This window comes from bacterium Scap17 (assembly GCA_013376735.1).
Taxonomy (GTDB): domain Bacteria; phylum Pseudomonadota; class Gammaproteobacteria; order Pseudomonadales; family Halomonadaceae; genus Cobetia.
Genome location: VINJ01000001.1, coordinates 1,228,778 through 1,248,681, shown reverse-complemented (window position 1 = coordinate 1,248,681; position 19,904 = coordinate 1,228,778). Strand labels below are relative to the sequence as shown.

The 19,904-nt window shown below is 63.5% G+C and carries 19 protein-coding genes; all 19 read right to left on the bottom strand.

All coding sequences use genetic code 11. The features are described from left to right. Window positions 1–165 precede the first annotated feature (165 nt). Entirely contained in the window at window positions 166–579 is a 414-nt protein-coding gene (locus tag FLM52_05435) for a cold shock domain-containing protein (protein NVN55241.1), read from the bottom strand. 69 nt (window positions 580–648) lie between these two features. After that, a complete protein-coding gene (locus FLM52_05430; GenBank protein NVN55240.1) occupies window positions 649–870 on the bottom strand; it encodes a hypothetical protein in 222 nt (73 codons plus the stop codon). Between the two features lie 42 nt (window positions 871–912). Further along, window positions 913–2,997 carry a hypothetical protein gene (locus tag FLM52_05425; GenBank protein NVN55239.1) on the bottom strand — a complete coding sequence of 695 codons (2,085 nt, stop codon included), beginning with the start codon at window positions 2,995–2,997 and terminating at the stop codon, window positions 913–915. Window positions 2,998–3,005: 8 nt separating this feature from the next. Further along, the gene (locus tag FLM52_05420) at window positions 3,006–3,407 is read right to left on the bottom strand and encodes a hypothetical protein (GenBank protein ID NVN55238.1); all 402 of its coding nucleotides are present in this window, start codon (window positions 3,405–3,407) and stop codon (window positions 3,006–3,008) included. Next, window positions 3,404–3,886 (bottom strand): hypothetical protein, encoded by a 483-nt coding sequence (locus tag FLM52_05415; protein ID NVN55237.1) that lies wholly within the window; start codon window positions 3,884–3,886, stop codon window positions 3,404–3,406. Before FLM52_05415 ends, FLM52_05420 begins: the two co-directional genes overlap by 4 nt. Further along, the gene (locus tag FLM52_05410) at window positions 3,883–5,127 is read right to left on the bottom strand and encodes a hypothetical protein (GenBank protein ID NVN55236.1); all 1,245 of its coding nucleotides are present in this window, start codon (window positions 5,125–5,127) and stop codon (window positions 3,883–3,885) included. Before FLM52_05410 ends, FLM52_05415 begins: the two co-directional genes overlap by 4 nt. A gap of 86 nt (window positions 5,128–5,213) precedes the next feature. Continuing rightward, the gene (locus FLM52_05405) at window positions 5,214–8,591 is read right to left on the bottom strand and encodes a hypothetical protein (protein NVN55235.1); all 3,378 of its coding nucleotides are present in this window, start codon (window positions 8,589–8,591) and stop codon (window positions 5,214–5,216) included. Between the two features lie 29 nt (window positions 8,592–8,620). Further along, entirely contained in the window at window positions 8,621–9,019 is a 399-nt protein-coding gene (locus FLM52_05400; protein ID NVN55234.1) for a hypothetical protein, read from the bottom strand. Window positions 9,020–9,052: 33 nt separating this feature from the next. Then, on the bottom strand, window positions 9,053–12,535 hold the full coding sequence (locus FLM52_05395) for a hypothetical protein (GenBank protein ID NVN55233.1): 3,483 nt from the start codon (window positions 12,533–12,535) through the stop codon (window positions 9,053–9,055). 56 nt (window positions 12,536–12,591) lie between these two features. Further along, the gene (locus FLM52_05390; protein NVN55232.1) at window positions 12,592–13,224 is read right to left on the bottom strand and encodes a hypothetical protein; all 633 of its coding nucleotides are present in this window, start codon (window positions 13,222–13,224) and stop codon (window positions 12,592–12,594) included. A gap of 66 nt (window positions 13,225–13,290) precedes the next feature. Beyond that, a complete protein-coding gene (locus FLM52_05385) occupies window positions 13,291–14,043 on the bottom strand; it encodes a hypothetical protein (GenBank protein NVN55231.1) in 753 nt (250 codons plus the stop codon). Between the two features lie 52 nt (window positions 14,044–14,095). Then, on the bottom strand, window positions 14,096–14,590 hold the full coding sequence (locus tag FLM52_05380) for a hypothetical protein (GenBank protein ID NVN55230.1): 495 nt from the start codon (window positions 14,588–14,590) through the stop codon (window positions 14,096–14,098). A gap of 21 nt (window positions 14,591–14,611) precedes the next feature. Further along, window positions 14,612–15,220, bottom strand: coding sequence for a hypothetical protein (locus FLM52_05375; GenBank protein NVN55229.1), 609 nt, complete (start codon window positions 15,218–15,220; stop codon window positions 14,612–14,614). Between the two features lie 2 nt (window positions 15,221–15,222). Beyond that, window positions 15,223–15,540, bottom strand: a complete 318-nt coding sequence (locus FLM52_05370; protein ID NVN55228.1) for a hypothetical protein — start codon at window positions 15,538–15,540, stop codon at window positions 15,223–15,225. Between the two features lie 4 nt (window positions 15,541–15,544). Then, window positions 15,545–16,540, bottom strand: coding sequence for a major capsid protein (locus FLM52_05365; GenBank protein ID NVN55227.1), 996 nt, complete (start codon window positions 16,538–16,540; stop codon window positions 15,545–15,547). 100 nt (window positions 16,541–16,640) lie between these two features. Beyond that, window positions 16,641–17,066: a head decoration protein gene (locus FLM52_05360; protein NVN55226.1), complete on the bottom strand. Its 426-nt coding sequence runs from the start codon at window positions 17,064–17,066 to the stop codon at window positions 16,641–16,643. A 21-nt stretch (window positions 17,067–17,087) separates the two neighbouring features. Further along, on the bottom strand, window positions 17,088–18,146 hold the full coding sequence (locus tag FLM52_05355) for a Clp protease ClpP (GenBank protein ID NVN55225.1): 1,059 nt from the start codon (window positions 18,144–18,146) through the stop codon (window positions 17,088–17,090). A 9-nt stretch (window positions 18,147–18,155) separates the two neighbouring features. Next, window positions 18,156–19,652, bottom strand: a complete 1,497-nt coding sequence (locus FLM52_05350) for a phage portal protein (protein ID NVN55224.1) — start codon at window positions 19,650–19,652, stop codon at window positions 18,156–18,158. Window position 19,653: 1 nt separating this feature from the next. Next, window positions 19,654–19,893: a phage tail protein gene (locus FLM52_05345; protein NVN55223.1), complete on the bottom strand. Its 240-nt coding sequence runs from the start codon at window positions 19,891–19,893 to the stop codon at window positions 19,654–19,656. Window positions 19,894–19,904: the final 11 nt, after the last annotated feature.

The window sequence follows — 19,904 nt, the reverse complement described above, 5'->3', positions numbered from 1 at the left end:
ACGCCACGCGAGACACCACGCCAGCCATCGCACTCGATCATTATGCTAGTCAGTACCATACCGCTCAGAAAAATTGAGTGGTTTTTCGATACTCTCAATGGCTGCTTATGTCAGTAATATTATTCTGACGTAAGCAGCCATTTAATCAATAACCAATTAATAATACTACATATTACCAGCAATTATAAACATAACGATTAAAAATCCAATAACGCATACAATCACCTTCCCCCCTCCTGTACTAAAATCAGAGATTAAGGCTGCACAAAACGGACATACTGATTTTGATGGTTCTCCATTGTAAACAATTAAACGAGGAACCACCTTCCTTCTACAATTACCGCAAGTGACTCTATCGTCTCTACCTTCCTTGTTTAATCGCGGCTTTTCTTTAATAACAACATTCTTAGCTCTAGGACCCTTGTGTCCCTTAAAGGAATCAAATTCAACAACATCTCCCGTCGATGGTAATTCACTACCCTTTACACCTTGAACATTAAAATAATAATCTTGATCATCGGCAGAAGTAATGAACCCGAACCCCTTATCGTCGCTAAACCACTTAACAGTCCCTTGCATATTCTCTCTCCAAATCCTTTATGAAGATGACATTTATTATTTCGGCAGATACTAATACAACAATATTACTTAAACTTCAATCATCACCACCGGCAGGCTCGGAGCCACGCCAGTGATCTGGCCACCCTCCACGTAGACCATGCCACCCACCTGGGCATCGCCCTGGCAGGTGCGCACCCCACCCCCTACCAGATCCACGCGAACGCGCGAGCCGCTGACGCTGATCACCTCGCCTACCTGGCGCGGCGTGGTCGGCAGCAACGCCAGCAGGCGGCGATATGGATTGGCCATGCTATCCCCCTCCTTTGCTTGAACTGATACCACACGACGCCATCACAGATGGAATCTCTGCAGCTCGATAGACTGGCGCACGCTCAGGGCACGCCCCTGCAGGCTGGCGCTGACGCTCACGCCCCGCGAGACACCACGCCAGCCATCGCACTCGATCATCATGCCAGGCAACAGCAGGCCGCCCAGAGAGGCCGCCAGGGGCATCTGCAGGCTCTCGGTGCTCTGGCGTAGGGTAGCGGCCAGCTCAGCGATCCCGCGCGACTGGGCCGGTGCCTGATCGGTGATCAGGGCATCCACCACGGTGGGTGCCAGCTGATCGCCTGCGGTGCCCTGCCGGATGATCTGGGCCTGGATGCCGCCGGTGTCGCCATGCAGCCAGACGGCATTGCGGGCATCACCTGGCTGCTGATCGCTGCCCAGCTGGGTGATGATGTCACGGGGCACCGCCAGATCGACCTCGCTCTCAGCCCAGCGCCAGGGCGCTGCCTCGAAGTGTGGCGCGACGATGATGGTCTGATCCCGCTGGTGGGCCTGCACATAGCCGCCGGCCGCCTGGGCGATCCGCGAGATGGCGTCGATGGGCGCGAGGCTGTCATAGCTCCACGCGCCGGCGGGCACCACCCAGTCAGTCATGCGCCAATCCAGTGACCAGCCCTCTGGCATCTCAGCACGGGCGAGCTGCGAGGCAGTGGCCTGGCTGTCCTCGGTGTAGCTGCGCGCGGTGGCGTAGGGCGCGCCCAGGTACGCCGCAAGCGAGCGGCCGCTGATGGTCACGCTATGGCTTTGCCAGCTCTCAGAGCGTCGCCAGCCATCCACCAGGCACCGCCACTGCTCGCCATTGATCTCGGCCATCACCTCTACCGGCTGGCCATCGGTGCCGGTCACCAGCGCTTGAGCGTCACGCCCTGCCAGGCCGGCAGAGAATGACCATGCCCAGCTGTCAGCGTCGATGCTGAGCGTCATCTGGGTGGCCGGCAGCTCCAGGCCATCGGAGAGGCGCACCAGGCGCGCGGAGTTTTGCACGATATAGAGCCTTTTGACGGGAATGGTCGGGGTGGGTATCTCACACGTCAGACCGAACTGCAGCACCCACGGGGCGCTCGGCGTGGCGTGGCAGAATTGTAGGGTGGTGCTGCCCTCCACCGGCTCGAGCACCGGCGGCTCAGGCGGATCTGGCGGCAGGTCGATGCCAGGCGGTGGCCGGCGGGCCTGCTCCCAGGGCACGCGCCAATCGTCGCCAGTGGTGCGCCCTTGCTGATAGGGCACATCCATCGTCACCGGCTCGAGGGTGCGGGCCTCCTCATAGCGCGATCGCCGGCGGGCATCATTGCGGGGTGGGTGCTGGTAGCCGCTCGAGCGAGCAGCCGCAATGCCCTGCCCCTGCTCCCATACCGGCCGCGAGGCGCGGCGGACGTGCGGCAGCTGCAGCCATTGGCTGCCACTGAGGGTGCCCAGGATGCGCTCGGCCTGCTCCCAGCGCGAGCCATTGATGCCATCGGTGCGGGGCCGTGCCGACCACTGGCCGCCCTGGCTGGCCGCAAGCGATGCGCCCTGCTCGAAGGCTGACGCGGTGGCACCATAGGGGCTAGCCGGCGGCTCCCAGCGGGTGCCGCCCTGGGCCTCGAGCGGGTCCGCGTTCTCGAAGCGCGAGGCGGCATTGTCGGCAGGACCACGAAACACGTTTATGTCTCGGGTCAGCGCGACATCGACCACGGCCGGCGCGCCCAGCGTGGCCACCAGCGAAAGGCTGACACCCTGCTCGACGCGGATCTCTGCCGTCACCGGCGGCGAGGCCACCTCCATGCTGAGCGACTGGATCAGCTCGAGCTGCGCCCGCACAGTGGCGGCCGGCATCACCAGACTGGCCGCGATCTCGATGGCTCCACCCTGGGCGAGTCGAGCATCGAGGGATGGCGGCGTCAGCTGGGCATCGAGCACCAGCTCGCGTGGCAGCTCCACCGCCTCAGTGGCACCGCCGAAGCCCAGCACCACATGCCCGCCCGCCGGCGGCGTATAGTCACCGGCGAACAGCAGCAGCAAACCAGGATCACCACCCAGGCGCAGCTCGAGGGCGCGCGCGCTCCAGGGCGCTAGCCCTTGGACAAACTGCAGCCTGATCTCTCTCACGGTGCCCCCTAGCCCTCAGCGAATACCATGCGGCTGATCCGCGTCAGTATCCCGCGATAAATCGTTGTCGAGCTGATGGTCACGTCAGCGCCTGATCCCTCGATGCCGACATCCAGATCCATCACCCACGCACCCGCGCCATCGACCAGGCGCGCCCAGGTGGCTTCACCATCGGCATCGGCCATCACCTCCTCAAAGGCTGCCCCCGTCAGGACGCCACCAGAGAGATCCGCGGCGAATGGCTGGGGCACCTCCAGCGTGGCCAGCACCACCTGATCGGTGACGGCAGCCCCAGGCGATGGTCGGGTGCCGGAGTACACGACGAACGACGCCGGCGAATCGCCGGCATCAATCGCGCCGGCGATGGCCGCCAGGCGCGCATCTTTCACGCTTGTCGAGAAGCTGATCACGGGGCGTCCTCCACCTCAGAATGCACATTGTCCGAAACGACAGCGTTTTGCTGCAGGGTGTGATCGAAGGCCATCACGTAGAACGCGCGGTGCGGGTCGAGGTCAGTGAAACGGTATTTGCCATCGGGCCCGCTCCACGTCTCGCGAACGATGCGGCCGGTGATCCGGTCATGCACCCGAACGCGGCGGCTGACGGGCTGGGCCTGGATGTCCAGCACGGTGCCGGCAATGACGCCTTTACGGGCCTTGTCGCGCAGGGTACCTATTGTTGTGCCGTTATAGCCGGAGCCATACATCTGATCGAAGGCAAAGAGGCTGAACGTGGCCGCATGCGTCGCTTGACGCCGCTGGGTAGTGCCGGTGATCTTGTTCTCGATGGCGTCGATGGACGGCACCAGCGTGCCGCCCTCCCGATAGACCACTGGCCGGCCAGGCGATGGAACGGCAAATATCGGGTTACCATCCAGCGTATCGCTCATTGGTTAGCCCTCCACTTGTCCAGGCGCCACCCCACCAAGCCTGAGCCGTTTATCTCCTTGTAATTGGTATATCCCCCTTCATCATCATAAGCGGTCAGCCAGAGCATCACCGGCACTTCCACCAAGCCTGGCAGATCATCGAGGATCGCTTTGTGATAAGCCTCTGCCGTCTGCAGCGGCTGGACCAAGCCAGGCAGATACCCACGCAGAATGTTGCCATCGCCCTCGGTCACCTCCTCCACCATGGTCGGGCCGCTATGCACATAGAATCCGTAGTCAGCCGGATTCGGGTATTGGTACATGACACCAGACCCAAACCCCAGACCTCGCATGCACCAGAGCGTCTCCTCGTCAGAGGGCATCTGATGATAAGGGCGTGCCAGGTAGTGCTCGCCTGTTACGCCATACTTGGCGAACTCTGCATAGTTGTTGTCGTTGCTGTCCGCCCAGTCAGCCTCTGATCCATAGGGTATCCCCTGCAGCACGGTGCCGAAGGCATCGCCCTGCAGAACGCTATCGAACTCCCCGAAAGTGACGGTTGAGCGCTGGCTCTGCTGGGCATATCGGCTGGTGTAATAGAACAGGCGATCATCCCCTACCAGCAACCACTCTCGCCCCTCTGACGCATAATCCCAGCCAATCGGCCAGCGAGCCTCAGCTAGTGCGAGATAAGTGTCGATGTCTGTATGCTCGGTGACAATTTTCACTTTGGCCCCGCGCTGCGGATAGGCAGTGTTTGAAGCGTACTGCCAGTTGTCATAACTGCCATCATTCCAGTCATCGTTCTGGATATGGAGCATCAGCCCATTACTGCGCGGATTGGTCGAGCGCAACATGATGCGGTAGCGCTCGCTATCCTCGAGCACCACCTCCCACCCGCCAATCGGGGCGGCTTTGATCTCGATCAACTCGCCAGTGGCGGTGGCCGAGATGGGCGCGGCATCGGGAGCAAAAATCGCCCAGGTGCTGCCCACCTCAGTGATGCGAAACTCGCCATTGAACTGATTCTGATCGGCACCGCTGATGCTGATCACCTGATGTTTCAGGAAGCCATGCCCCTGGCCGATCTCAGCGGTCACCAGGCCGGTGCTGCTATCGAAGGCGAGCGAGGTCAGCGGCGAGGTATTGAATCCGGTGATCAAGCACGCCTTGAGCAGATCAATCAACGCCCCGACTTCATCACTGCCGCTCGGGCTGCCGCCCATGTCACTGCTGAACCACTTCACGGGAAAATCGGCCATCTTGAACGTCTCCAGAAACAAGGCCGCCCAGCGAGTGGCTGGGCGGTTGAGGGATAGGGATAGAGGGTTGCGCCTGCCGTCTGCGGTCAGGCGTTGGCGTTGCCACGGATCTGCAGCCTAAAGCTGTCTTGCTGGCCGCTGGCCGGCCCCTGCAGGATCACGCGCGCCAGCCACATCGGGAAGCTCGCGCCGATGGTCGAGAAGCGGATCACGTTGCCATTCACCCAGCCGGCCCCGAAACCGCCCGCCTTGAGCGTCCAATAGGGTACGCCCTGATTCGGGTTGGTAGGCGACGTATCCTCATTGGTGCTACCCACGCCGATCTCGCCCACGGTGCAGCCGATGATGCGGAACGTGCTCGAGCTGGTGAAGATCAGCGCCCAATCCTCAGTGATGGCTCCGCGATTGGTGATGATGGGCGGGTAGGTGGTCACGTTGTACTCGGCCAGGGTGCCATCTGCGCCATCGTTGTCGTCTTTGCTCCAGTCTCGATCCCAGCTCGAAAGATCGAAGAAGTCAGACACGCGCGCTTGCAGATCGCCGGCCACCATCGCGGCGCTGACCAGCGTATGGCCGGCGGGGTAGTCGTGGCTCAAATTGCCCTTGAGCGTCAGCGCCCCCGATAGATCCACGTCACCCACCAGCAGCATATCCTCGACACGGTGCAGGGCGTACCAGGGTTCGGGGTGGGTGGCCGTGTCAGGCGCCGCGAGCTGCACGGTGCCGGCGTCGAGGTCTGCACTGTACTGGGTGGCTGGCACCTCCTCGCCGGTGGCGTCCTCCACCACCAGACTGGCCAGCCGCGAGCGGCCGACATCCAGCGTGGTGCCGCCACCGATCCCCAGCGGGAACGGGGCGCGGCCGGTGTGATGCACCACCACCACGCCGCCGGCGCGATAGATGGGCACGCGGCCATCGCTGGGCAGGCGCACGGGGTCGATGCCGATCAGCTCAGCCTCGAGCGGCAGCGTGGTCAGAATGACGGCATTGAAGCGCGCGGTGCTCGGGATCACCTCGGTGGGCCGCCAGATCATGCCGGCGTCATCCACCGCGGTGGCGTCATACCAGGATTCGGCGCGCTCGGCAGCGCTCAGGCTGTCATTGCTGACCAGCTGGCCGAAGGTCACGCGCACCACCCCCGTCTCGAAGCTCACGCTGCCTGACATCTCGTCACCCTCGATCTCGCCAGAGAGTGCCGCCTGGCCGGTGATCGAGCGGCCGTCGAGCGTCGTGGCCTGGATCAGCAGGCCGCCCACCTGCAGCGGCGAGCCTGGCGTGCGGAAAAACGCCTCATCGAGCGTCCAAGTGCCGAAGGTGGAAACCAGCGTTTTGACGGTGATGGTGGCGCTGGTGCCGCTAGGCCAGTCGGTGATGCGGGCATCGCCGGTGCCATAGTCGATGGTGCCCGCGAGAACGCCGGCCCCGTTGCTGGTCACGCTGCGATAGAGACTGCCCTGACGGTCGATGAACGTATCGCCTCGGAAGATGAAAGACAGCGTGCCAGGCACGACGCTATCTTGCAGCAGGGGCATCAGCTCGACATCGAGCGGGGCGAGATCCTGGGTGATGGTGTGGGTGGTCGGGGCGGCGCTGTCCAGCTGGCTGGTCAGCCAGACGCTCGAACCATTCTCGAAAACGTCGCGCTTTTCTTTGCTGCCCCAGTCACGCCCCTGGGGGCGGTCATCATCCCATTCTTTGACCTCGCGGACCTTCTCGACCTCGAAGGTCACCGCGCCGGTGGCGTAGTCGATGCTTCCCTCCCATCCACCATTGAAGCCGCCACGGCCATCGTCGGTGATGGTGTAGGTGACATCGGCCTCGCCCCCGTTCTGCTCCACCCATTCGACGGTGCCGGTGCGGGCGCTGGTCCGCGACTCGCTCTCGCTGCTCGACCAGGTGCGCACCACCGACCAGGTGATGGCCACGCTACCAGGACGCACCGGCGCATCACTGATGCTGAGGCTGACCAGGCCGGCCCCGTTGGCAGACGGCAGAAATTGCTCGGTTTTTGGGGCCCCGTAGTCATATTCGATCTCAACCTGGGTGCTGGCATCGGGGAAGGCATCGCCATTGAACTCGACATACGCCTCGCCTGGCTGGGGCGCGCCACTGCCGTCGGCATAGCCATAGACCACGCGGCCGGTGGCTGCGCCGCTGAGGCTCCCCAGGCCATCATCGGTGGCCGTCTTCTCGCTGCCGCCAGAGATCCAGCGCACGGTAACGCTGCCAGGCATCACGCCGGCGTGATCGAGCACGAACGTCATCCACGGCTTGTCGATGGTGGCCTGCCCGGCGCGGTCCTCATAGTGGGCCGGCGTGCCCCAGCTGAACAGCACCGAACTGCCGACATCCGGCAGGCCGCCCAGCGTCACGCTGACAGATCCGGTGGCGTAGTCCACGCGCCCCGCACCGCTGCCGCTCAGATCGCCATTGGCGTCATCGTCGCGCAGCTCATACCACTTGCCCAGCGAGCGATAAGCGATCACCACGCTGCCAGGTGCCGGCAGCGGGTCCAGGCGGCTGACATAGGTGAAGCCGCGGTTATTCAGCTCGATAGCGATCTGGGTGGTGCTGGCGATCTGCGCCACCTCGAAGGTCGAGCCCCCGCTGCTGACGCTGATGGTGGCCGTGCCGCCCACCTGCACATCGGTCACCGCCTGCTCGGTAGTGGTGGCCGGCACAAGCGGCGCATAGGTGCTGGCCACGGTGACGCTATTGGCCCCGAAGGTGGCCGGCTGGGTCAGGGTGCTCACGCCATAGTAACGGGCGGCATCGGTGCTCTGCCCCTCGCGGATCACGGTAGCGGGGTTGAGGGTGCCAGGCTTGGGCTGCACGCCATAGACGCGCTGGCGCAGCGCAGTGGATAGGCCCAGCGTCAGCACGCGGCGCTCGAACGTCTGCACGTTGCTGCCGTTCTCATATTCAAACGTGCGGATCTCGTGGTCGATCTCTGAGATGCGCACATATTGGACCTCGCCGGCGGCATCGCCCTGCTCGGTCATCAGCGCCAGCACATCGCCCAGATCGGGCAGCGTGGCCTCTGGCATCTGAAACGTGATGATGCTGCGCTGGCCGGCCAGCTGATCGCCCAGCAGCGTCATGCGAGAGGTCGCGCCGGCGGTCACATAGCTCTCGACGTAATCGCGGGATTCGGCACGCTCGTCAGATGGCGAGCCGGTATCGAACATCACGACGCTGACATTGGGATCAGCCGGCACCTGGTCAATGATCGCGTGCGCGCCGAAATATTGGGCGGTGTTATCGGTCAGCACACCGGCCCCGACCTTGCGCAGCGAGGTGCGCCCCGCCGCGCGATCAAGATCAGAGATGTCGTCAAAGATGTCATTGCTCGCGCCATCGGTCACGGGGCGGCCAGTCAGCCGGCCACCGCCATCGGCGTTGTCGGTCATGCGCTCGGACTGCAGGATGCGGATGTCGCCGCTATGGATTGTTTCGTCGGCCATTGGGCTGGCTCCAGCAAGGTGATGGGGTGTCAGACGGTGATCAGGCGCAGGGTGATGGTGTAGGGGTGATCGGCATCCTGCCGGCCGGCCGCAAGGCGCAGCACCTCAGACGCTGACACTGCCTCGCCGGCGGCGTGATCGAACACGCAATCGAAGGTCCGGCCATCACCCCACACCAGCACCATCGGGGTGTCAGCAGGGCGCGGCGTGGCCGCCAGCTCGGATAGCGCCAGCACGGTGGCGCGCGTCACCCAGGCACCGCCACCGCTGGCCAGCGTGATGGATCTGCCGGCCGCCTGGGCGCTCTCCTCGACCACCAGCGCGCCGGTCAGTGTCGGGGTCTGCACTTGCCCCACCCCATGGCTGACCATCTCATCAGTCCACTGAATATCATCAGGCAGGGCGATGCCCTCTAGTGTCACCGGCATGGGTGTCTCTCTCGGTTATGGGGTGATGCGGTATCAGCGGGCAGCGGTGCGCGAGGCGCGCGAGAGGGTGTCGAGCAGGGCGTCAGCCTCGCTCTCGTCCACCCCGTTGAGCGTCACCTGCTGATTGCCGATATTGAGATCCACCGCGACGCGGCGCTGGGCCTGCAGCGAGGTGGTCAGCTGGGTGGTGCGACCTTGGGCGGCCGCATTGTTCTCGCGCTGGGTAACCTCACCGGCCTGCACCTGACGTTGCAGATCCGCCTCAGCCTGCAGCGCCTCCCGGCGTTCCTGCTCGCTCTGGGCCTGGATGTCAGCGAGGCGTAGGTCGTGGGCCTGCTCGGCCAGTCTTAGTGCCTCCTGGGCCTGGCTGATGGTCTGGGCATCGCCCAGGGCGCGGGCCTTGTCCAGCGTCTGCTGCAGCTCGAGCTGCTGCTCCTGGTAGCGCAGCGCTTCCACCTGGGCACTGTCACCCTGCAGGCTGGCCAGCTCAGAGCGCAGGCTCGCCAGCGTGTCGCTCACGCTGTCAGAGAGCGAGTCCACCTGGCTGCGCACTGACTGGATGGCACCCTCGAGGCTCGATAGCGAGGCGTCATCGAGCAGATCGAACTGCCGGCGCAGATCCTCGCTCGACATGCTCAGCAGCTGGGTGGCAGTCACTGCCTGGTCTGAGCTGGCCGCCAGACTGCGGATCATCGCGCCTGGGTCGCTGCTGGATACCTTGCCCAGCGCCTCGACCAGCTCAGTGGCCGCAAGCTGCTGCTTGCGGAACTGCAGCTCCACAGCGCCAGAATTGGCTGCCACCTTGGCCAGATACTTGTTGACACCCATCGGATCGGCGCGCGTTTTCCACGCCACAAAGGCATTACCCACGGAGTCCTCGAGCTGAGCGATCTTGTCGCGCAGCAGATCCACGGTGCCGGTGACGCCCCCGCTGCCGGTCATGGCCGCTTTAAATGCGCTGCCGGCGCGAGCGCTCAGCGCCTGGGTTGCATTGGCCGCCTTGTTATAGACGGCCGCCAGACCGCCCCCGATAGCACTGGCTCGCGCCTCCACATTGCTGATGGCCGACTGGGTGGCTGCCTCCTCCTCGGCCTGGGCCTCTCTGCGCGCGTTCTGGATGATGCGCAGATTCTTGATCGCCTCGGCCTGGGTGGCCGCCTCCTGGGCGCGTTGCTCCTCGAGCGCGCTGGTGGTGTCGTTAATACTGGCCTTGTACTCGGCCCAGACGCCGCGCAGAGTACCGGCCCCCGTCACGCCATCCGACACCAGGCCGGCCAGCGACTCGCGGATCGCGTCGAGCGCTTCGTCACCCTCGAGCTGCGATAGCGCCTCACCGAACGCGGTGCGTAGCTGCTCACCGGTCAGATCGCCCCGGCGCGCCAGCGTGTCGAATGCCTCGATCACGTCCGCCTCGGCCTGGCTGATGCCGGTGGTCAGATCCTGTAGCGACAGCCCCAGGGTGTCAGCGGCTGCCTTGCCGCTGGCCTTGAGATGCTTCTCGATCAGATCCGCCCCAGCGACACCGGACTCGACCAGCTCCTCGAGCAGCGCACGAAACGCGGCGAGCCCTTCATCTGAGCTGATTAAGCCCTGGGCCTTCTCGAAGGCGGCCGCGACCTGCTCGGCACTGACCTGGCCGTTATTGGCGAGCCGGTCGAATGCGTCGATTGCCTCAGCCTCGCCATCCGAGATGCCACTGCTCAGCTCCTCCAGCGAGGTGCCCAGATCCTCGGCCGCCTGGGCCGCTGCCTTGCCCTGGGCGCGGGTTGCGTCAGCCTGCCGGCGTTGAGTCTCGGCCAGTGACAGCATCTTGCCATCGACCACATCGGCACCATCGGCCAGCTTGTCGAGCTGGTCTGCGGTAATGCCGGTCGCCTTGGCCTGCTCCTCCACCGCCTCGGTCGAATTGTCGAAGGCGTTGGCCGCAGCCTTACCGGCCTCCATGGCCTGATCAAAGTAGCGCTCGGCATCCTTGTTGAGATCATAGAGCGTCTGCTCTGCCGCCTTGGCCTTGGCCTGGGCGTTGGCGACCTCCTTATCAGATGCAATGCCTACCTTGTTCAGCAGCTCGAGCGACTTGGCATTGAGCTGCAGGATGCCAGTGCCCAGCGACGCGACGCCCGCGGTCACGCCGGCGGCGGCCGACTGGATCAAGCGAAACGATGCCACCAGGCCATGGCCCATCATCTGGCCGGCATCGACCAGCGATTGCATCGAGTCTGCGATCTGCTCGCGGTTATCAATGAAGCTACGCGCCCAGTCGGTGCCGATATTGATCAGGCCGCTGATTGCAGTCGCCAGCTCATCCACCAGCTTGGGGTTGTCTTTCAGCGCGTCATCGAAGGCATCGGCGGCGCCCTCCACCGCTGGCGCGAGCTTGGAAAACAGCTGGGTTGTAATGCCCCTGAGACGGGTCTGAACGCCATTTATGGCATCCTCGGTCTTGAGCAGATTGGCGATCTGCTTCTCGGACATGATCAGCCCCAGATCGCTGGCCTGATCGCCCAGCTCGCGCAACAGTGCTGCGTTGTCTTTCAACAGCGGTTGCAGGCGCGAGGCATTGCTCGCCAGCCCCTCAAGCAAATTGATCTGGCTCGCCTGGGGCAGATCCTTCATCGCGTCAGCGAGGCGCAGGAACATCTCGTCAGGGGCAAGGCCGATCAGATCGCCGGCAGAGATATTCACCGCCTCGAGCGCATCAATGGCATCACCGCCACCATTCTCGAAGGCGTCGCCAATCTTGTCGGCCACATCTCTAAAGGTTTCGCCGGCTTCGTCGGCGTCCATCTCCACACGCTCGAAGGCGTAGCGGTAACGCTGCAGCGCCTCGATGCCGATGCCGGTGCTTTCGCTGACGTTATCCAGCTCGCGTGCCAGATCCGCCTGATCGGATGTCATGCGCACCGCAAAGCCAGCGGCCAGCGCACCACCCGCGACAGCGGCGCCGGCGGCCGCCTTGCTCCAATCGTTGAGCGCCTGACGGGCACGCTGCAGGCCCGTGGCGCCCTCCTCGGCCTGATCGCCTGCCTGGGCGGCTGAGCTGCCCATGCCATTGAGCGCGTTCTGGGCCTCGCGGGCCTCACGCGCCAGGCGCAGCTGCTCCTCGGAGAGATTGCCAGTATCAATGCCGGCATCGGTCAGGCTCTGCCCCAGCTGGGTCGCTTGCGCTGCCTGCTGCTCATACGCTGCGCCGGCGCGAGCGGCAACGGCGCGCGCTTCGTTGAGGCGGTTTTGCTGGGCGATGCTCGCCTGGCCGCTGGCCTCGATCTCCTGCTCAAGCGCGCGCACCTTGTCGGTGGCTTTGTCCCACTCCTTTTGCGCCTTGCCGGTGGCCGTGGTGGCCTGCTGGAAGGCACGCACAAGGGCGCGCTGATCCTCGAGCTGATCCAGCGTATCTCGCAGCGCGGCAGCCTCTGCCGATAGATTGCCAACACTATCGGCCGCCGCATCGGTGCTCGGAGAAATCAGATTTTTGGCCTTGATCACCAGCTCAGCGGCGAGATCCGATAGAGCCATCATTTCCTCCAGGCATAAAAAAACCCGCCATCGGCGGGTTTTTTCTAAATTATTAGTTAATCACTGCATGTATTAAGATCGATAACTGCCATTGTAAAATCTGTAACATATAACCATGCTGCAAAAGCTACCCCAATAGCTAAAGATGGCAAGAAAGCAGGGAAGAAATCAATAGCATCATTTATACCAAGTAAACCATAACCGGAAAACAGCATAAGCAACAAGGGTAAAAAAATACTTACCTTCAACTTACGATTCCAATGATTCATCACGGATGAAGTGTTGGCATTGTTGCTCGGAACTCTATTATAGACCGTAAAGATAGTTGCAATCATCCCCAGCGCCATAGTCATCATGCCAGTATAGAATATTGGTGCAATTTTTAGCGAAATTAAACCTGCGCTTTCTAGCAGCATTAATACCAGGGTAACTATAAGACCTATAAATGTTGAAAACATCTTTGCAGGCCATCCTGAAATCCAATCTCTATTTATTAGACTTACAGCTGTTGATAATGTAACCAAAGCCACGAAGGCACATAAGACATAGAATATCTCTTTAATATCTTGGCTATTAGACACATCCGCTTTATCGTAAACCCAATAAAGAAAAACCATACAAGCAACAAGAATTATCAATGACACACAAGTATAAGCTCTATTATTTTCCACAACTAACTCCCAGTCCATTGGTTAATCCATAAAATATATATTAGTAAAACTCAAAAGCCAAGAGAATATCTCTTGGCTTTCTATTTAGCGCGCCATGGCGACCTTGAAGTAACGCGACACGCCGGCACCGACCTTGCTGGAATCGACCAGCAGGCTGCCATCGAGTGACAGCTCGCCAAAGTCGTCACCGATCAGCGCCAAACCAGTGGTCGGGCTGAACTTGACGCGGTGCGCGGTGACGGTCACAGGGCGGTCGCTCTCGGCTTCGTTCAAGCCATCGAACACCAATTCGTATTCGTCGCCGCTGCCGGTCATGGCCTCGATCACGTCCGCCTCGGCGCTGGTGTAGTCGATGGCGACCACATCGCCCTCAGAGATAGCGCCGCCCTCGGTCACGTAGACGCCCGCGCCGGTGATCTCGAAATCGACATCCTCGATAGCCTCATCACCCGCGCCATCGGGGTCGATGGTGACGGTGATGCTCTCGGTGCGGTCAGGCGTCTTGCTGAGCGCCAGCAGGGTACCAGGGTAGGCGGTGTGACGCTCGCCAGTGACGGGGGCGCTCTGCACCTCGGAGCGAGTGCCGCGCAGCGCCATCGCCACGTTTTCGGGGCGCAGCTCCAGCATGGTGATGCTCGCACCCACGCTGCTGACGCGCTGGATCTCATTGGCGTTGCCGCCACCGGCTTGGGTGTAGTCGGCCTGGGTCAGAGTGTCCGTCTCGACAGAAAACTCGAGGGCGGAACAGTTGCCCACTTGCTTGAGGCCGCCACCGCTTGAGCGGTTGCGCAGATACACCATGCCTTTGCCAAGGTAGCTATAGGTTTTCGTGGCCATGTTGTGGCTCTCCAGATATGCGGGATGGTGGGTGTCTTGCAGTGATGCGCGATCAGGCGTAGTGCTCGACGCACTCCATGGTCACTGGCATGGATGCCAGGGCGTAGCGGGAATCCTCAGCCAGCGCGTACTCGGCCGCGCCCAAGGTGATGCCGTTGTGCTTGAGCACGCGCGTCAGATCATCGCTCTGGTCCATCAGCAGGCACCGGCGCAGATCGGCCAGCCCTGCCTCGAGTGCCGTCTCGCCGGCGGTCGGATCGTCCTCACTGCGCGGCAGTGCATCGACCACCAGCACCAAGCGCGCGTCAGTGCTGAGCTTGGCGCGATCTTGCCGCGTGTCGGTGGGGCGCTCGGTGTCTGACTGCAGCGCCAGAATCGGCACATGCTGGCGAGCGCCAAGCGCCAGAATCCAGAATCCCCGCCAGACGCTCAGGCCGAGATCGGTGTGATAGCCATTGGCGCGCGTGATGCTGGCCAGCCTGGCCTGCAGTGCGTGCATGGCTTGTGTGGTGATCGGCAGCCCAGGCGCTGCCAGTAATTCGGGCATGGTTACCTCTCAGAGAATGGGTCAGCTCAGGCGATCAAACTGCCTGATGAACTCATCAGCGGCATGCTGCATGGCCTGGGGCGCGACAGTGCCGCGCACGTCAGACCACACCTGGTACACGCTGGGGCCGTGCATCACACGGTAATCGCTGCGCCCATCGCCGGTGCGTTCTGCCGGTGCCCACTGGCCACTCCCCGCCAGACGCACCCAGAACGCGCCCTCGATCCGCTTGGTGCCGCTGCCAGTCTTCACCCTGACGCCCTTCACGCCTGCCGCCTTGCGACCTGCCGCAATGCCCCGCGCTGGGTCACCCTTGAGGCCGCGCCGGCTGCTGGCCTTCACGGTGCGCATCTTGGCCCCGTAGCGCGTCAGCAGGACCGCGCGAGGATTGGCCGCAATCCGCGTCGAGAGATCCGTCGAGGTGGCGAAGGTGCGCACCTTGAGATTGTCATTCACGTAGCCGGCAGACAGTGCCACCTGCTGGCGTATCGCGGCGCTGCCCAGAGTACGGGCACGCCGCGCGGCAGAATTTAGCGCAAGCTGCGCCGCCTTGGCCGCCGCCTTGGGTGCCAGGCGGTAGGCGTCAGCGACGCCCTCGAGGTCGCGCAGATCCAGGCTTGTCGCTGCCATTGTCAGTACCTCGAGGCTGTCCAGCGCTGCTCGAATCCGTCATCGCCAATTGGCTCGAGCAGCGTCCAGCGGTCATCGGGTTTGCCGGTGTCGATCAGCGTGCCCCGATCCACCCGCCCCACCTCTTCAGTGAGCACCCCGATCTCGCAGCGCGATTCCAGCACGATGCCGTAATCGTCTGTGATGGTGGCGTCACGGTCGATGATGATGCGTGTGGGAATGGGCGCGCCGCCACGCGGAGTAACGGTGGCGGGTACGCTGAGGCCGCCGACACCAAACAGCCGCCGGTTAGCGGCTGCCTCGATCTCGTCGATACTCATTGGCTCAGGCCGTCTCAACCAAACGGATGCACGCGCCTGGGCGAGTGTTGAGAATGATCGGGTTGGACTGGGCCTCCAGCTCCACGCCCTTTCCATGCTTGAGGCGATCGGTGCTGGAGTAGAACGGCAGGCCAATCGTGTTGACAGCCTCGACGTAATCGGCCGGCGCATAGTGCGCGATGAACATGTCCGGCACGTCCATCGGGATCACGACAGCCTCGCCAGTAGCGATAAAGGGCTGGCCGGCGACATTGCCCACGGCGCGCTCCCAGGTGATGCCACCGAACTCGAAGGCATCGCGGCCATCGCCGCGCAGCTTCTCGCTCTGCTGATTGAGATACGCCTCGCGCACGCTCGGATGGCTGATCAGCTTGCGCCAGTAGCTGCGCCCACAGAACGCATGCGCGCCGGTAAACGGCAGCATCTTGAGCGCATCCTCGATGCCCTCGAGCACGTCCAGCGCCTTGGACTGCACGTTAGTGCTGTCAGTGTTGAGCGCCATCTTTACGGTGGTTTGCTGGATGCCGAAGGCGCTATAGAGATCCGTCAGCACGGTGCTGCCGTCAGCGTCCAAAATCTTGCCTTTCAGCGCGCCCATGCGCTGCCACTCGAGGGTCGCGTCGATACGGCGAGCCATCCGGCCCAGCTTCGTATCAACCACCTGCTGCACGCCCTCGAGCTGGTCCTCGCTGCCGAAGGCGCGCACGTTCTGTACTTCATCCGCGAGGATGGTGTCAGTCACCGGCAGGTGTACGGCATTGAAGGTGACGCCGCCGCGCTTGTTGCGCTTGAGCGGGTCAGCCGGAGCACCACGCTCGCCAGCCGGCACCAGCGCCAGGGTGTCGCCATCCTTCTCGACGGTGGCGGTGGTAGTGGCAATGCCGGTTTCTTCAAAGATGCCCAGCTGGCCCAGGCGGGACGGCACATAGTCGGCTTCGTTGATCGAGGCCGTCAGGCTGCCGATAGAGAAGATGTCAGAGGAGAAAATATCAGCGGGCATGTCGCCCTCCTTGAGATGTCGGGTACGGTCGGGGTCGTGCGCTAGAAACGACTACGCCGCCCAGTGGGCGGCGCATCAGATGGCGGTGATCTGGCGAGGCTTATGGCGTCTCCTGCACGGTTTCACCGCCGGAGAGCACCAGTCCCGCCGGCAGCTCGACACCGCGCAGGATGATGCCAGCTTGCATGAGCGTGGCATTCATCGCGCCCAGCTGGTCATCGGTCATGTCGGCCGCCCAGGTGATCGCGGTGCCATTCACCTCGCAATCGCGCACATGCGCGACAGCCTGCACCGGCCCATCAGTGGCGTCTGCCGGTCCATAGAGGATGCCAGCAGCGATCTCGGCGCCGTCGCTGGCAGTCGGGTCATGCGCCACATAGGTGCCGTCAGCGGTCATGGCCAGCACGGTGCCGGCCGCCAGTACGCCAGATGCGACCACAATCGACTCGCGCGAGCGATAGCCGGCAGCCTCTGAGAGTACGTGCTCGCCGGTACGGGCCGGCTCGGTGTGTTGAATCGGGGTCATGATGCTCTCCAGGTGGTGCGGTTAGGATGCGCTGCGCGCGCGGCGGCGGGCATAGATGCCCTGGGTGTCGATGCCGGCACGCTGGCCACCCTCGGGCGAGTGGCTGGAATGCACGCCGGCGCTCGAGGCAGCGGCCACGTCGAATACGTATTCGCGGGCGGTGTCGGTCTGCATGTCGCTGCTGACCAGCTTGGCCATCAGCTGGTGCTGGCCGGTGGTGGTGCAGGTGTCGATGATGGCGACCACGCGCTCGCGCTCAGCCGCGACAGCCTCGCGCTGCAGGGCAGCGGTATCAGCCGCCGGCGCGGTTACCGGCTTGTCACGCCAGGCGAGGATCTGATCGCCCAGCTCAGCGGCGCGGGCCTCGGCCTGGGCCGGCTCGATGTCGAAGGCCAGCGCCAGGGCATCGGCGGCGCTCATGGCGCTGGGTGCCGGCTGCGCCGGTGCGCGCTGCTGCTCGAGGTGATGCTGGGCAGAGCGGCCGGCAGCGGCCAGGGCGCGGGAATAATCGCCAATCGAGGCGGCCGCCTTGAGGTCAGTGTCCACGGCGTCGATCAGCCCCAGTGCCATGGCGTCCTCGCCGGTCATCCAGGTTTCTGCGCGCATCGCCCCCTGGATCTCGACGCGGCGCGGCTCGCCGGCACGCGCGACGAATAGCTCGAGGATGCCATTGCGGATAGTGTCGAGATCATCCGCGAGCTTGCGCATCTCGGTGGCGTTGCCCATGGCGACGGTCCACGGGTCGTGGATCATCAGCAGCGAGCCGGTGGCCATCTCGCGGCGATCCCCGCCCATGGCGATGGTCGCGGCGATAGAGGCGGCGATGCCCTCCACACGGGTGGTTACCTGGGCCTTATGGCCGCGCAGATAGTTGGCGATGGCGATGCCATCGGCCACGTCGCCGCCAGGCGAGTTGATATGCACGGTCAGTGTCTCGACCTCGCCCAGCGACGCGATGGCGTTGATGAACGCGCTGGCCGTGGTGCCGTCACCGCTCCACCAGTCGATGCCGATCTGGTCATTGATCCACACGTCAGCGTGACGGCCATCGGCGGCCGCCTGTACTTCAAACCATTTCATGATGATTCCTCATTGGTCGGGGTCGGCGTCAGGGTCTGGGTCGTTCGCCTGCGCGGTGCCGTTCTTGGCCACGCGGCGCGGGTCGGAATCGAGCACCAGCCCCTGGTCATCTGCGCTCACGTTGCCGCGCGCGATCTCCTTGTCGAGCTGATCGAGCGACCAGCCGCGCTCTGCTGCCGCCTCGCCGCGAGGCTTGAAGCCGGCGCGCACTTCCATCAGATCGGCGGTGACCTCCTTCACGGGGTCCACCCACTGCCATTTTGGCGCGATCCAGTCGATGGCCAGCAGATCCGCGCGGCGGCGTGCGTAGTCGGGAATGACCAGCGCCCCGCTGCTGACGGCGGTATCGAGCCACTTGGCCGCGATGGGCCGGCACCACTTGTGGATCACCAGATCGGCCTGCAGCATCTCAGCCCGCCGGCGGAACTCCAGCAGCCCCGCGCGGATCGAGGAATAATTGACGCCCTGCAGATCGCCAGTCAGCTGCTCATGCGTCAGGCCGGCACCGCGCGCCACCGCATGCATCTCGGTGCGCAGCCAGTTGGTGTAGCTGCTGCCAATGTCGGGCGGGTCGGAGAATGTCACCTCCTCGCCATCCTCGAGGTAGTGGATGCCGCCAGGCTCGAATGCGTCGATGCCCTCGCCGCCCTCGCCATCCTCGACATGGGTGCCGTGGGTGCCAAAGAATGGCCCTTCATCCTCGGGGTCGGCATCGGCCTTGCGCTTGACGAATGCCCCGAACAGCTGCGCCAGTTTCTGGCGCGCGAGGGTGGCATCCTGCATGGCGTCGATCTCATAGAGCCTGACGATCACGCTGGTCAGCTCAGGCACGCCGCGCAGCTGGCCAGGGCGGGTGCGCCGGAACAGGTGCAGCACCTGATCGGCCGGCACCGGCACGCGAGCATTGATCTGCGCGGTCAGCTTCTCGGCAGGGTGGTAGCGCCAGAGATGGTAGGCGCGGCGCTGGCCGATGCCGTCCATCTCGATGCCCATTTTGATCACGCGGCCGCTGAGGGTGGTGGAGTGGCTGGCGTCCAGGTGGTCGGCCTCGATCACCTGGATCTGCAGCGGCACGCTCAGACCATCGCTGAGGCGTCGATAGCGGAAACGCCCCAGCACCTCGCCGGCCTCGAATTGGCTGCCAATCGCCAGCGCCTGCAGGCCATAGAAGCTGTCCAGGCCATCGGCGTCAGCCTCGCCGGCCCAGCGATCCCATAACGCCTGGATCTCAGGATCTGACCACTGGGGTCTGATGCCGGTGCCCACCAGGTTGGCCACGTAGCTCTCGCGCGCGCCGCTGGCGTAGGCGTTATTGCGCACCGCATGGCGCGAGCGCGACTTGAGCAGCGGCAGCGAGTGAGCAATGGCGGCATTGGGGCCGGTGGTGGTCACGCCCCGCCCCGCCATGCGTCGGCCCTGGCTGGCCCCTTCATAGGCGCTCGCCTTGATCCCCAGCCGCGAGGAGAGGCGGCGCATGCCCCGCGAGAGGGTGCTGATCACGCCCATATCACAGCCCCTTAGATGTCGTGGTGTAGCGGGTGCGGGATCTCTGCCGGCGGCCGATATGCGAGGCGCTGGCCACTTGTGCCGCGATGGTGCGCTCCAGCTCGCGCAGCTTGTCGATGTCGGCATCTGCATAGCTCAGCGTTTTGCCGTTGGCCGTGCGAAACGATGTCACCCGCTGGCCGGTGGCCAGATCGAGCACCGCCTGGCGAACGCGGGCGAGATCATCAGCGGTATATGCCATGGGGTAGGCTC